11 protein-coding genes and 1 pseudogene are annotated in these 11,964 nt (G+C 74.2%); 3 read left to right on the top strand and 9 right to left on the bottom strand.

Annotated features, from left to right (window positions below):
• Positions 1-161: 161 nt before the first annotated feature.
• The 3 genes from ACFVVU_RS19595 to ACFVVU_RS19585 all read right to left on the bottom strand — a co-directional run bounded on the left by ACFVVU_RS19595 (position 162) and on the right by ACFVVU_RS19585 (position 4,377).
• The gene (locus ACFVVU_RS19595) at positions 162-1,841 is read right to left on the bottom strand and encodes a cellulose binding domain-containing protein (RefSeq protein ID WP_387791161.1); all 1,680 of its coding nucleotides are present in this window, start codon (positions 1,839-1,841) and stop codon (positions 162-164) included.
• A gap of 215 nt (positions 1,842-2,056) precedes the next feature.
• Positions 2,057-3,655 carry an ATP-binding protein gene (locus ACFVVU_RS19590; protein ID WP_387791159.1) on the bottom strand — a complete coding sequence of 533 codons (1,599 nt, stop codon included), beginning with the start codon at positions 3,653-3,655 and terminating at the stop codon, positions 2,057-2,059.
• Entirely contained in the window at positions 3,652-4,377 is a 726-nt protein-coding gene (locus ACFVVU_RS19585; protein WP_380682500.1) for a response regulator transcription factor, read from the bottom strand. Before ACFVVU_RS19585 ends, ACFVVU_RS19590 begins: the two co-directional genes overlap by 4 nt.
• A gap of 154 nt (positions 4,378-4,531) precedes the next feature.
• Here ACFVVU_RS19585 and ACFVVU_RS19580 point away from each other — a divergent pair, with 154 nt between their 5' ends.
• Positions 4,532-5,089, top strand: a complete 558-nt coding sequence (locus ACFVVU_RS19580; protein ID WP_380682501.1) for a hypothetical protein — start codon at positions 4,532-4,534, stop codon at positions 5,087-5,089.
• 27 nt (positions 5,090-5,116) lie between these two features.
• Here the strand turns inward: ACFVVU_RS19580 and ACFVVU_RS19575 are convergent.
• A pseudogene (locus ACFVVU_RS19575) lies at positions 5,117-5,563 on the bottom strand (VOC family protein); the annotation flags it as partial.
• Between the two features lie 301 nt (positions 5,564-5,864).
• Here ACFVVU_RS19575 and ACFVVU_RS19570 point away from each other — a divergent pair.
• A complete protein-coding gene (locus ACFVVU_RS19570) occupies positions 5,865-6,440 on the top strand; it encodes an Lrp/AsnC family transcriptional regulator (protein ID WP_380682502.1) in 576 nt (191 codons plus the stop codon).
• Between the two features lie 40 nt (positions 6,441-6,480).
• Here the strand turns inward: ACFVVU_RS19570 and ACFVVU_RS19565 are convergent, their stop codons facing one another.
• The 5 genes from ACFVVU_RS19565 to ACFVVU_RS19545 all read right to left on the bottom strand — a co-directional run bounded on the left by ACFVVU_RS19565 (position 6,481) and on the right by ACFVVU_RS19545 (position 11,163).
• On the bottom strand, positions 6,481-7,287 hold the full coding sequence (locus tag ACFVVU_RS19565; RefSeq protein ID WP_380682503.1) for a S16 family serine protease: 807 nt from the start codon (positions 7,285-7,287) through the stop codon (positions 6,481-6,483).
• A 79-nt stretch (positions 7,288-7,366) separates the two neighbouring features.
• Positions 7,367-8,017, bottom strand: coding sequence for an IclR family transcriptional regulator (locus ACFVVU_RS19560; protein WP_270146684.1), 651 nt, complete (start codon positions 8,015-8,017; stop codon positions 7,367-7,369).
• A gap of 354 nt (positions 8,018-8,371) precedes the next feature.
• Positions 8,372-8,743, bottom strand: a complete 372-nt coding sequence (locus ACFVVU_RS19555; RefSeq protein ID WP_387791276.1) for a DUF2752 domain-containing protein — start codon at positions 8,741-8,743, stop codon at positions 8,372-8,374.
• Positions 8,744-8,818: 75 nt separating this feature from the next.
• Entirely contained in the window at positions 8,819-9,064 is a 246-nt protein-coding gene (locus ACFVVU_RS19550) for a TM2 domain-containing protein (RefSeq protein ID WP_380682505.1), read from the bottom strand.
• A gap of 266 nt (positions 9,065-9,330) precedes the next feature.
• Positions 9,331-11,163 (bottom strand): DEAD/DEAH box helicase, encoded by a 1,833-nt coding sequence (locus ACFVVU_RS19545; protein ID WP_387791274.1) that lies wholly within the window; start codon positions 11,161-11,163, stop codon positions 9,331-9,333.
• A gap of 328 nt (positions 11,164-11,491) precedes the next feature.
• Here ACFVVU_RS19545 and ACFVVU_RS19540 point away from each other — a divergent pair, with 328 nt between their 5' ends.
• Entirely contained in the window at positions 11,492-11,923 is a 432-nt protein-coding gene (locus ACFVVU_RS19540) for an SsgA family sporulation/cell division regulator (protein WP_380682506.1), read from the top strand.
• The last annotated feature ends 41 nt before the right edge of the window (positions 11,924-11,964 follow it).

Here is an 11,964-nt window from a genome sequence, read left to right as displayed (position 1 = left end):
GATACCCGATGCCCTGCGGCCGGTCCGGATCGTATCGATCACGGAGAGTGATGGGCCGGGATGTGGTGCCGGCCGGCCGTGCCCCGTTGCGGTCGGGGCACGGACGGCCGGAGTGGGTGGAGGCGGATCTGCCGCTGCGGGAGATCAGCCGCTGCGGCGGATCAGCCGGTGTAGGCGCCGAGGGCCCGGGTGAAGTCCAGCGGCTGCTGGACGATCGAGCTGCAGCTGGCGTCGGCGTACGGCTTGGCGCCGCCCTCGCAGGCCTTGTCGCGGGTGCCGGACCACATCGACAGCCAGGCCAGGTGCTTGCTCTTGGCGAAGTCGGCGAGCTGCTTGGCGTCGGCGACGGTGAAGACCTCACTGGCGACGTCGTTGACGCCGATCATCGGGGTGACCGCGACCTTGCGCCAGGCGGTCGCGTCGTCGAGCCCGAGCACGCTCTTCACCTGGGCCTGGGTGGCGGTGGCCGCGGCGATGGCGTACTTGCCCATCTGGCCCTGCGGGTTGGGGGCGACGCCGTCACCGAAGTCCATCGCCATGACGTTGACCGCACTGATCGCCACACCGTTGTTCTTGGCGTCGGCGACCAGGTTGACGCCCTCCTGGGTCAGGCCGGAGGGGAGCACGGGGAGGGTGAAGGAGACCTCCAGGGCCTTGCCCTTGGCGGCGGCGTTCTTCTGGAGCTGGACGATGGCCTGGGCGCGACGGGTGTTGGCGGCCGCGTTGGCGATCGCGCCGCCCTCGACGTCGAAGTCGATCTTGGTGAGACCGTAGGCGTCCACGGTCTTCTGGTAGACGGCGGTGAGGTCGGCGACCGAGGAGCAGGCGAGAGCCGGCTCGCTGCCGTTGGCACCGCCGAAGGAGACCCGGACGTCGCCGCCGATCGCGCGCAGGGCGCCGATCTGGGCGGCCACCGCGTCGGCGGCGAGGTCGCTCACGCCGCCCCACTTCGGGGTGCAGCCGCCAGCGGCGACGACGAAGGCCAGGTTGAAGTCCTTGACGCCGCTCGCCTTGGCGGTGGCGACCAGGTCGTAGGGCGGGTAGAGCGAGGTGTCGACGAACGGGCTGAAGCCGGCACCGCCGGCCGGGGCGGGGGTGCCGGTCGCGGTCGCGGTGGGCGCCGGGGTGGTGGGCGCCGGGGTGGTGGGCACGGCCGTGGTGGTGGCGGTCGCGGTGGCCGTCGGGGCCGGGGTGGTGGGCCGGGTGGTCGCCGTGGCGCTGGGGCTGGGCGCCCCGGTGGTCGGCGCGCCGGTGGCGGTGGCACTCGCCGTGGCGGTCGCGGTGGCCGTGGCGGACGCCGTCACGGAGGCGGAGGCGGAGGCGGACGGGGAGGCCGTCGCGGTGGTGGTCGGCCGGCCGGACGGGGTGGCCGCGGTGCCGTCCCCCGGCTTGCAGGCGCTCTGGTTGATCAGGCAGTTGCCCGGCTCCGCCTGCGCGGCGCCGGCGCCCTGGGCGACAAAGCCGACCACGACGCTCCTGCCCGGCTCCAGCCGCTTGCTCCACGCCTCCGGCCGGACTGTGACGTGCTGGCCGTCCGCCGTGAAGGTGGCGTTCCAGAGCGAGTCGATCTTCGCGCCCGCCGGCAGGTCGAAGGTGAGCGTCCAGTCCTCGATGGCGCTGCCGTCCGGGTTGGTGACCAGGTACTGGCCGGTGTAGCCGGAGTCCCAGCTGCTGGTGCGGGTGTAGACGGCGCCGAGCGAGGCGGCGCTGGCCGAGGAGGCGAGGACGACCACGCCCCCGGCGACCAGCGCGGCGGCGACCGCCGAGGCGCCGATCAGCACGCCCTTGCGGCTGTGCCGGCGGCGGCCGCCGGGGCGGCGGTGGGGCTGCTGGGTCGTCATGGGGCTTACCTCCGGGGCTGGCAGGTGCGCGGTCGAGGGGGTGACCGACGCCGACGACGCTAACGGCGCACAATGGCCGGAAACCGCCTGCTGAGCCAGGGGTAGAACTCCCTTACGGCGCGCTTAAGAAAGAGGGGGAGCCCGCTCCTCCCCCGCCCCTCCCGAAGCCTGACGAAGCGCCGAAACCTTTCATCACCCGTGCCCGGCGGCCCCGGTCAGCGAGGGAACAGCGGCCCGCGGCCGCGCCGTCTGCCGGCCCGCGGGGGCTCGGTGCCGTCCTGCCGGGTGCGCAGCCGCAGCCGGATCTCGGCGCCGCCGAGCACGGCCGAGGCACCGAGCGCGAGGTCACCGCCGGTGGCCTCGGCGAGCTTGCGGACGATGTCCAGCCCGAGGCCGGTGGAGCCCTCCCCGCCGTGGCCCTCGCCGCGCTTCAGCGCGGCCTGCGGATCGGTGAAGCCCGGACCGGCGTCCCCGACCAGCACGATCACCGAACTCTCGGTGGGCAGCACGTCCACCGAGAAGGCGGTGCCGACCGCGGTGTGCCGGAAGACGTTGCCGAGCAGCGCGTCCACCGCCGCGGCCAGGTCGCCGCGCTGGACCGGGACGGGCGTCTCGCGCTCGGCGCCGGCCAGCTGCCAGGGACGGCCCTCGTCCTCGGCGAGCGCGGACCAGAAGCCGACCCGCTCGCGGATCACCTCGGCGGCGTCGCAGCCGACGGTGACGGCGGGCGCGTCCTCGGGCGCCCGGCGGGCCGAGCGGATGATCTGGTCGACCTCGCGCTCCAGCTGCGACACCGCGTGCCGGGTGGCGTCGGCCGCGTCGCCCTCGCCGAGCGAGGCGGCGTTCAGCCGCAGCACGGTCAGCGGGGTGCGCAGCCGGTGCGACAGGTCGGCCGCCAACTCCCGCTCGGCGGCGAGCAGTTGGACGACCCGGTCGGCCATCGCGTTGAACGCGTGGGCGGCCTCGTGCAACTCCGCCGGGCTGCCCGCGGCCTGCTTGCCGTCCACCGGCACCCGGACCGTCAGATTGCCCGCGCCGAGCGATCGGGCGGCGGCGGCGAGCCGACGGGCCGAGCCGACGATCCGGGCGCCCATCCGGTCGGCGACCAGCACCGAGATGGCGACCAGCCCGAGCGCGACCCCGGAGAGCACCTGCCAGGCCGTGGCCACGCCCCGGGTGAGGTCGCCGTCGGCCACGAAGACCTCGACCACGGCGGTCCGCACGGTGTCCACGGCGACCGGCTGGAGCAGCGCGAAGCCGCCCGGCACCTGCACGGTGAACGAGCGCCCCTGGCCGCCCGCGGTGGCCACGTCGGCGTCCAGCGCCCGGACTTCGCCGATGGTCGCCCCGTCGGCGGAGGCGGCGCCCGCGGCGGCCCTCGCGGTCCCCGGTACGGCGGCGGCCCCCGGCACCCCCACGGCGGCTGCCGCCCCCTGCGGACCGGCCGCGCCCGGTACCGTCCCCGCCCCCGTCCCGCCCGGCGCTGCGGCCACCCCGCCCGCACCGCCGGCCGTCCCGGAGGCGGAACCGGCCGCCACGGCGCCCTCCGCCGGCGGCAGGTGCACCGCCATCCGCCCCTGCGCACCCGCGTCCGTCGAGGCCACCGCCCGGGCGATGGCGTCCTCGTCGGTGGTGATGGCCAGTGCCGGGCCGAGCGCCGCGGCCTGCCGCTCGGCGGCCGTGAACGCCCGGTCCCGGGCGGTCTGCTGGACCATCAGGCCGAGCGGGATGAGGAACGCCAGCGCGACCATGGTGGTCCCGGCCACGGCGGCCTTGATCAGGGCCCAGCGCAGCGAGTGCCGCAGCCTCCTCATGTCCGGCGCTCCACGGGGACGGCACCGGGTCCGGCGGCCTGCCCGGACGCCTCCAGCCGGACCCCGACCCCGCGCACGGTGTGCAGGTAGCGCGGGTTCGACGCGGTCTCACCGAGCTTGCGGCGCAGCCAGGACAGGTGCACGTCGATGGTCTGGTCCCCGCCGTAGGTCTGCCGCCACACCTCGGCCAGGATCTCCTTGCGCGGCACCACCACGCCCGGCCGGGCGGCGAGGAAGGCCAGCAGATCGAACTCACGGCGGGTCAGGTCCAGCGCCCGGCCGTCCAGCGAGGCCTCCCGGCGCTGGAGGTCGATCGCCAGCCCGCCGACCCGCAGCACCTGGCTGACCGGGGCCGCCCCACCGCCGAGCCGGCGCAGCACGGCGGCCATCCGGGCACTCAGATGCTCCCCGGAGAACGGTTTCACCAGGTAGTCGTCGGCCCCGTCGTTGAGCAGCCGGACGATCTCGGCCTCGTCGTCCCGGGCGGTGGAGATGATGACCGGGACGTTGGTCAGGCCACGGATCATCTTGAGCGCCTCGCTGCCGTCCAGATCCGGCAGGCCGAGGTCCAGGATCACCAGGTCGCAGCCGACCTGGGCGACCTCGCGCAGCGCCTCAAGTGCCGTGCCCACGCTGCGAACCGCGTGGCCGGTGTCGGTCAGGTGGCGGATGAGGGCGGATCGTACGAAGGGGTCGTCCTCGACCACGAGCACTGTTGCCATGGGGCTGCACGGTACGCCATCGGCCCCGAATGGTCTGTACCTCGGGGTGGTTCGCGCAGGTCTGCGGCGCGCGGGCCGCAGTTGTGCAAGTTCCCTGTGGAAGTACCGGGGCGCCCACCTGCGCGACCGGGGGATACGGCAGGATGTGCGCACGATGCGGAACGGACTGGTACAGCTCGGCGCCTGGGCGGCGGCCACCGGGGCGGCGGTGGCGCTGTCCTGGTTCGGCGTGCACGCCGTGCTGACCGGCGCCGCCTTCGAACAGCCCACCGCGCTGCCGCTGCCCTCGCCGGCCTCGGCCGAGGGCGCGAGACCCGTGCCGACGCCCTCGGCGACGCCGCCGCAGTCGACCGGCCGTACCGAGCCGACCGCGCCGCCGTCCACCGTCCGGGCGTCGGCGGCCCCGCCCAGGCCGACGCCGACGGCCTCCGCCACCCCGTCGGCCGCCGCGCCGAGCTCGCACCGCCCGTCCCCGGTCGGCAGCACCACGTCCTCCGTGCACAGTTACCTCGTCCCGGGCGGAAAGGTCGCCCTGGACATCCAGTCGGACCGGGCCTCGCTGGTCTCTGCCACCCCGGACTCGGGGTGGCAGATGCTGGTCTGGGACGGCCCCGGGTGGCTCCGAGTTGACTTCACCAAGGACGCCCAGGCCAACTCGGTGATCGTCTCCTGGAACGGCTACCCGCCGAGGGTCGACCTCGCCGTCCGCTGACCGCCGCCGTCACCAGCGCTCGAAGGGCACGTAGCCCGGCAGGTAGGGCCCGCGGTACCGGGAGCGGTCGACCAGGGTGTGTCTGGTCCCGCCGGGCACCCCGATCGCGGCGAGCACCACGGTGCCGTACGCGTCCCGCACCTCGTAGGGCTCGGCGAGCGAGGCCGCGCCCCGGTCGACGGCGTAGTCGTACGCGTAACAGACGTCCGGCACCGCGACCGCGAGGTCGATCACCCCGTCGCCGTGCCGGGCCAGGTGCTCGGCCAGCTCCCGGCCGCGCGGGCCGATCGCCTGGACGAGCGAGGTCAGCACGAAGCGCGTCCCGGGCGCCCGCAGCACGTAGGAGACGGTCTCCGGCTCGCCCGTCTCGGGCCCGGCGTACGCGGTGCAGCGCAGCCCGAGGGCGACCGCGTACCGGTGGGCCGCCCGCTCGGCGTCGCCGACCGCGAAGACCACCGCGTCGGCGCGGCCCATCGGGAGCAGCCCGGGTTCCTCCGGGGCGACGGCGCACAGGCCCCCGGGGCCCGGGCCGGCCGTCGGCAGCACGCGTTCGACGGTGGTGTCGGTCATGTCAGCCCTCCCGGTGGGGGTGCGGGACCACGGGTCGCCCCCGGCACGCCGGGGTGGGGCGGGCGCACGGGGTTGTGGCTGGAGGGTGGCGCCGGGCCGACTTCCGCGCAACTGTTCCGTTTCCTCCTGGTCAAGCTGCGCTCCGGGACGGGAGAATCGGACGCACCGCTGTACAGAATGCCCATCGGAGGACGGAGCCCCCGCGATGCCCCCCGCCCACGCCGCCACCCCCCCGGTCGCCCCCGGACCACCCAACTCGCCCACCGGGCAAGGGCCTTCCGCCGCCCCGGGCGGACTCGCCGGAAGCACCAACGACGCCATCGACGCCCTGGACGGCCGGCTGATCCGGCTGCTCGCCGAGGAGCCGCGGATCGGCGTGCTGGAGTGCTCGCGCCGGCTCCAGGTGGCCCGCGGCACGGTGCAGGCCCGGCTGGACCGGCTCCAGGCGCGCGGGGTGATCGGCGGTTTCGGCCCGGAGGTGGACCCGGCGGCGCTGGGCTACCCGGTGACGGCCTTCGCGACCCTGGAGATCTCCCAGGGCCAGGGCACGGACGTGCGCGAGCACCTGGCGGCGGTGCCGGAGGTGCTGGAGCTGCACACCATCACCGGGCACGGCGACATGATGGTGCGGATCGTGGCCCGCTCCAACGCCGATCTGCAGCGGGTGATCGACCGGGTGGTCGGCTTCGACGGGATCGTCCGCTCCTCGACGGCCATCGCGCTGGAGAACCCGGTGCCGTACCGGATCCTGCCGCTGGTCGACCAGGCCGCCGCCGAGTAGCCGGCCCGACGGCCGGGTCGGCTCGGCAGGTGGGGGCCGCTCAGCATGTGGCGACGGCCCCGCCGGTGCGCAGCGCCTCCAGCGCGGAGACCGACTCCGCCAGCGTGCCGACCGGCACCAGCCGCAGCCCGGCGGGCGTGTTCACCTTGGCGTCCGCGCACTCGTCCTTGGGCAGCAGGAAGACGGTCGCGCCGTCCCGGGCCGCCGCCTGGGTCTTGAGCGGCACGCCGCCGACCGCGCCGACCACGCCCTGGTCGTCGATGGTCCCGGTGCCGGCGATGGTCAGCCCGCCGGTGAGGTCGCCGCCCTTGCCGTCCCCGGCGAGCTTGTCGATGATGCCGAGCGCGAGCATCTGGCCGGCGCTCGGGCCGCCGATGTCACCGAGGTCGACCTTCACCTTCACCTGGGCGGGCGACAGCTGGAGGTAGGACAGCGCGGCCGTGGTGGCGGCGTCCTGGGACTCCACCATCTGCTGGGCGTTGACCTCCTCGGCCTTGGCCGGGTTGCCCTGCGGGTAGACGGTGTCGGTGGGCCGGATGGCCTCGTCCTCGTCGAACCAGGCCTGCAGCGAGCGCCAGAGGCTGGTCCGCTCCCCGGGATTGGTCGCCGAGATGGTCACCATCCGCAGCTGTCCCTGGGTGCTGCGGACCGGCGCGCCGGTGATGGTGAGCACCGGCCGGTCCTGGTAGCTGCCGAGGGTGTCCGCGGTCACGCCGGGAAACGTCAGCGTGTACGGCAGCGGGACGAAGGCGGCCACGCCGAACAGCGCGGTGACCAGGGCGCCGCAGAGCGCGAGGGCCCGGGTCCGGGGAGCGGTGAGGGCCGGGGGCAGCTTGGTGTCGGACACAGAGGCATCCAAACACACCGGGCCGTCCGGCGGGCACGCACACGGCCACCCGGACGGCCCGCCCGCCGCGGCGGAGCGCTCAGCGCAGCGCGTCGGCGACCTCGGTGGCGGCCTCGACCACCCGGGGGCCGACCCGCTCCGGGACGAGGCCGTTGAGCATCACCACGCCGACGCTGCCCTCGATGCCGCTCAGGCCGAGCAGCGCCGCGGCCGCGCCGGACGCCCCCGACTGCTCCTCCGCCCGGGTGATGACGAAGCCCTGCTCCGGCCGCCGCTGGCTCGGGAAGGCCCGGGCCTCCAGGATCGCCCGGCCGGCCGCGCTCTCCCCCAGCGGGTGGCGCAGCCCGGTCCGGTAGGCGACGTGGAAGTCGGTCCAGCTGGGTTCGACCACGGCCACCGCGAGCGCCTCGTTGCCGTCCACCAGGGTGAGGTGGGCGGTGGCGCCGAGGTCCTCGGCGAGGCTGCGCAGCGCGGGCAGCGCCGCCTCGCGCAGCAGCGGGTGGACCCGGTGGGCGAGCCGCAGGACGCCCAGGCCGACGCGGGCACGGCCGCCGATGTCCCGGCGGACCAGTCCGTGCTGTTCCAGGGTGGCCAGCAGCCGGTAGACGACCGTCCGGTTGACGGCGAGGCGGGCCGCCAGCTCGGTCACGGTGAGCCCGCGCTCCGAGTCGGCGAGCAGTTTGAGGACCCGGACACCGCGGTCCAGGGTCTGGGAGGTCTCTGCAGTCACGACGCGCAATTCCTTTCCGCGGCGGGTCGCGGATCGGCGGGCCGGTCCGGGACTCGGGGGTCGCGCGCAGGTGGGTGGCCGCGCTCGGGCCGCGGAGAGTCGTCCTTGACGTCCTGGGGCCCTGCGACGCCCGTCTCGCGGGGGTCGCCCGGCGGGAGAGCGTGTGGGAAAGGTAGTGAAGGAAATGCGGCGGCGGAAGTGTTTGTCCAAAATTCGGGCAAGATCAATTTCGCACGCCCCGTCAAACCGTGTCAAAACGACCCAGAACACCGCTACCAGACGTTCGCAAGTTCGACCACAGTCCGAGTTCCGGACGGATCGGGCCGGAACACGTCGTACCGGAGCGACGTGGTGTCAGAGCACGTTGCGCAGGACGGTCCAGACGGTCGCCACGCCGAGCAGCACGGCCGTCCCCCGCCGGCCGAGCGGCGGCTGCCAGCGCCGCCCCGCCAGCCCGTGCCGCAGCCAGGCCAGGTAGGTCACGGCCACCAGCGGCAGCGCGAGCAGCAGCGCCGCGTTGTCGTGCCAGGCGGCGGCGAGGTCGCCGTGCAGCAGGTCGTAGGCCATCCGGGTGCCGCCGCAGCCGGGGCACTGCAGCCCGGTGACCTTGCGCCAGGGGCAGAACGGCAGCATCTGCCCGGGCAGGTGGGGGTTGCGCGACCACAGGTAGGCGGAGCCCGCCACGCCGCCGACCAGCACCCCGACCGGCGCCCAGGCCGTGCGCAGCCGTTCGGGAACGGCGAAGCCGCCCCGGCCGGGACGGCCGGGGCGGCGACGCGCCTTCGCGGATGCGACCAAGGGTCAGCCGCGCAGCAGACGGCCCTGGGAGTCGGTGCGGTCGTTGCTGGTGAGGAACAGGATGCCGTCGATCAGCGACCAGACGCCGAGACCACCGCAGGTCAGCAGCTGGGCGATGCCCATGCCGATGTGGCCGGTGTAGAAGCGACCGACGCCCAGGCCGCCGAGCAGGATCTGCAGAACGCCGGCGACGACCTTCGACTTGTCGGAGAGCTCGGGCTGCTGGGCGTAGGGCTGCTGGTACGACACGTTGGGTGTGCTCCTTGGAAAGACAGACAGGCCCGAGCGCACGACGGAGCGTCGCGTCCTCCCGGGTCGGTGAGGTGCCGGCCGGGTTCACCGGGAACTGCGACGACCGACCCCGGACGGGGGGCGGATGGCGTCGGCGGCCCGGAGGCGGCGCAGCACGCCGAAGACTAGCCGATCATCTGACCGGCTGTCTCCACAAAACCTTCGCGTATATCTGAACGTCACATGACCTTTACGGTCCTGCCGTCCGCGCCGCCGACGGACCGTTACTTCGCCCACTCACGGATCTTGGCGATCCGCGCCTTCAGCTGGTTGGCGGTGGCCTGGGCCGTGAGCGGACCGCCGCACTGACGGCGCAGCTCGTTGTGGACGGTCCCGTGCGGCTGGCTGGTGCGGTGGTGCCAGGCGGCCACCAGAGCGTTCAACTCCTTGCGCAGCTCACGCAGTTCCTGGTGGGTCACGACCGGCCGCTGCTCGGCGGGCAGCTCCAGCAGGTCGGCCTCCTCGGCCGGCTTGCCCTTGCTCCGCTGGATCTGCCGGTGCTGGCGCTTCTGCAGCAGCATCTGCACCTGGTCCGGCTCCAGCAGGCCCGGGATGCCGAGGTAGTCCTCCTCCTCCTCGCTGCCCGGGTGCGCCTGCATGCCGAACTCCATGGCGTTGTACAGCACCCGGTCGAAGACCGCCTCGGAGCCCAGCGCCTCGTAGGAGAACTCCTCGCCGCCCGCGCCGTCCGGGCCGTCGTTGGCCCGCTCGGCCTCGGCGAGCAGCCGGTCCTCCTCGTCGAAGAGGCCCTCGCCCTCCTTCTTCGGCCGGTCCAGCACGTGATCGCGCTGGAGCTCCATCTCGTTGGCGAAGCCCAGCAGCATCGGGATGGTCGGCAGGAAGACGGAGGCGGTCTCGCCGCGCTTGCGGGCGCGCACGAAGCGGCCGACGGCCTGGGCGAAGAACAGCGGGGTGGAGATCGAGGTGGCGTACACGCCGACGCAGAGCCGGGGCACGTCGACGCCCTCGGACACCATGCGGACCGCGACCATCCAGCGCGAGTCCCCGGCCGCGTAGTCGGAGATCCGCTGGGAGGCCTCGGTCTCGTCGGAGAGGACCAGGGTGACCTTCTCGCCGCTGATCTCGCGCAGCATCTTGGCGTAGGCGCGGGCCACGTTCTGGTCGGTGGCGATCACCAGGCCGCCGGCGTCCGGGATCGCCTTGCGGACCTCGCTGAGCCGGCGGTCGGCGGCCTGCAGCACGGACGGGATCCACTCGCCCTGCGGGGAGAGCGCGGTGCGCCAGGCCTGGGCGATCAGGTCCTTGGTCATCGGCTCGCCGAGCCTGGCCTCCAGCTCGTCGCCGGACTTGGTGCGCCAGCGCATGTTGCCGCTGTACGACAGGAAGATCACCGGACGGACGACATGGTCGGCGAGCGCGTGCCCGTAGCCGTAGGTGTAGTCGGCGATCGACTTGCGGATGCCGTCGCTCCCCGCCTCGTACTGGACGAACGGGATCGGGTTGGTGTCCGAGCGGAACGGCGTACCGGTCAGCGCCAGCCGCCGGGTGGCCGGCTCGAAGGCCTCGAAGCAGGCCTCGCCCCAGGACTTCGAGTCACCGGCGTGGTGGATCTCGTCCATGATGACCAGCGTCTTGCGGGCCTCGGTCCGGTTGCGGTGCAGCATCGGGTTCACGCCGACGCCCGCGTAGGTGACCACGATGCCGTGGTAGTCCCGGGAGAGCGGCCCGGAGGAGTACGCCGGGTCGAGCCGGATGCCTATCCGGGCGGCGGCCTCGGCCCACTGCTTCTTCAGGTGCTCGGTCGGCGCGACCACGGTGACCTGCTGCACCAGATGGTTGTGGAGCAGGTAGGAGGCCAGGGTCAGCGCGAAGGTGGTCTTACCGGCGCCCGGGGTCGCGACGGCGAGGAAGTCGCGCGGCTGGTTCTCGATGTACTTGTCCAGCGCACCCTGCTGCCAGGCCCGGAGCTTGCCCGCGGTGCCCCAGGGGGCGCGGCCGGGGAAAGCCGGGGACAGGTGGTGGGAGGAGGTCGGCGCGGCTTGGCCGGCGGCCCGGACGGGCGCGTGCGGCTCCTGCGCGTCGGAGAAGAGCGGCATCGAGGCGGCGGCAGTACTCACGGTCTCCGAGGGGGGATCATCGCAGGTCAGAGGCGATTTTGCGGCCTCGTCCCACGGTCGGACGGCGTTCGGACAACCCGCCCAGCGTACCGGGCCCGGCGGCGTTCGGGCGGCCGCGGCGGGGCCGGGCGGGGCGCGCGCCCGGCCGGTGGGCCGCCGGTTCGGCCGGAAATCGATGTGAGGTGGATCACAGGAGAAAGTCGCGAAAGCGCGGTAAGCGGAACCCCCTCCACCGCCTCTCTTCCGGGTGAGGCCGCCCCAACCCTCCACGCCGTCACCGGCCTCGCCCCCACCGAAGGGAATCACCGTGCACGCCACCGCCGAAGAGACCGTCCAGGCCCGTCTGGTCCTCTCCGCCCACCGCTCCGTCCGGCTGCGGGTCACCATGACCTACCTCCCGGAGGACCCGCTCGCCGTCCGGATGGCCTTCCCCGCCGAGTTCTCGCTGGACGACGAGGCCGACGGCGGCGGGCCGGCCGACGACATCGTCTGGGTCTTCGCCCGTCGGCTGCTCTCCTCCGGCCTGGAGGTGCCCTCCGGCATCGGCGACGTGCACGTCCGGCCCGGCCTCGGCCGGCGCACCCTGGTCGAGCTGCGCGCGCCCGAGGGCACCGCGATGGTCCAGTTCGACACCGCCGACCTGCGGCGCTTCCTGTGGCGCAGCCGCCTGCTCGTCCCCGAGGGCGAGGAGCACCTGTACCTGGACGCCGACCGCGCCCTCGCCCAGCTGCTCGGCTGAGCGGCCCGGCGGGGCGCACGTCGGCGGCCGCCCGGGACCGG

This window comes from Kitasatospora sp. NPDC057965, from assembly GCF_042887135.1.
Lineage (GTDB): Bacteria > Actinomycetota > Actinomycetes > Streptomycetales > Streptomycetaceae > Kitasatospora.
Note: the sequence above shows the minus strand (reverse complement) of the source record. Positions and strands in the feature narration are given on the sequence as shown.

What these genes read in the sequence shown, in the direction of transcription:
- ACFVVU_RS19595 (WP_387791161.1), bottom strand. Translation starts at nt 1,841, where the DNA reads ATGACGACCCAGCAGCCCCACCGCCGCCCCGGCGGCCGCCGCCGGCAC.
- ACFVVU_RS19580 (WP_380682501.1), top strand. Translation starts at nt 4,532, where the DNA reads ATGCGGAACGGACTGGTACAGCTCGGCGCCTGGGCGGCGGCCACCGGG.
- ACFVVU_RS19545 (WP_387791274.1), bottom strand. Translation starts at nt 11,163, where the DNA reads ATGCCGCTCTTCTCCGACGCGCAGGAGCCGCACGCGCCCGTCCGGGCC.
- ACFVVU_RS19590 (WP_387791159.1), bottom strand. Translation starts at nt 3,655, where the DNA reads ATGAGGAGGCTGCGGCACTCGCTGCGCTGGGCCCTGATCAAGGCCGCC.
- ACFVVU_RS19585 (WP_380682500.1), bottom strand. Translation starts at nt 4,377, where the DNA reads ATGGCAACAGTGCTCGTGGTCGAGGACGACCCCTTCGTACGATCCGCC.
- ACFVVU_RS19570 (WP_380682502.1), top strand. Translation starts at nt 5,865, where the DNA reads ATGCCCCCCGCCCACGCCGCCACCCCCCCGGTCGCCCCCGGACCACCC.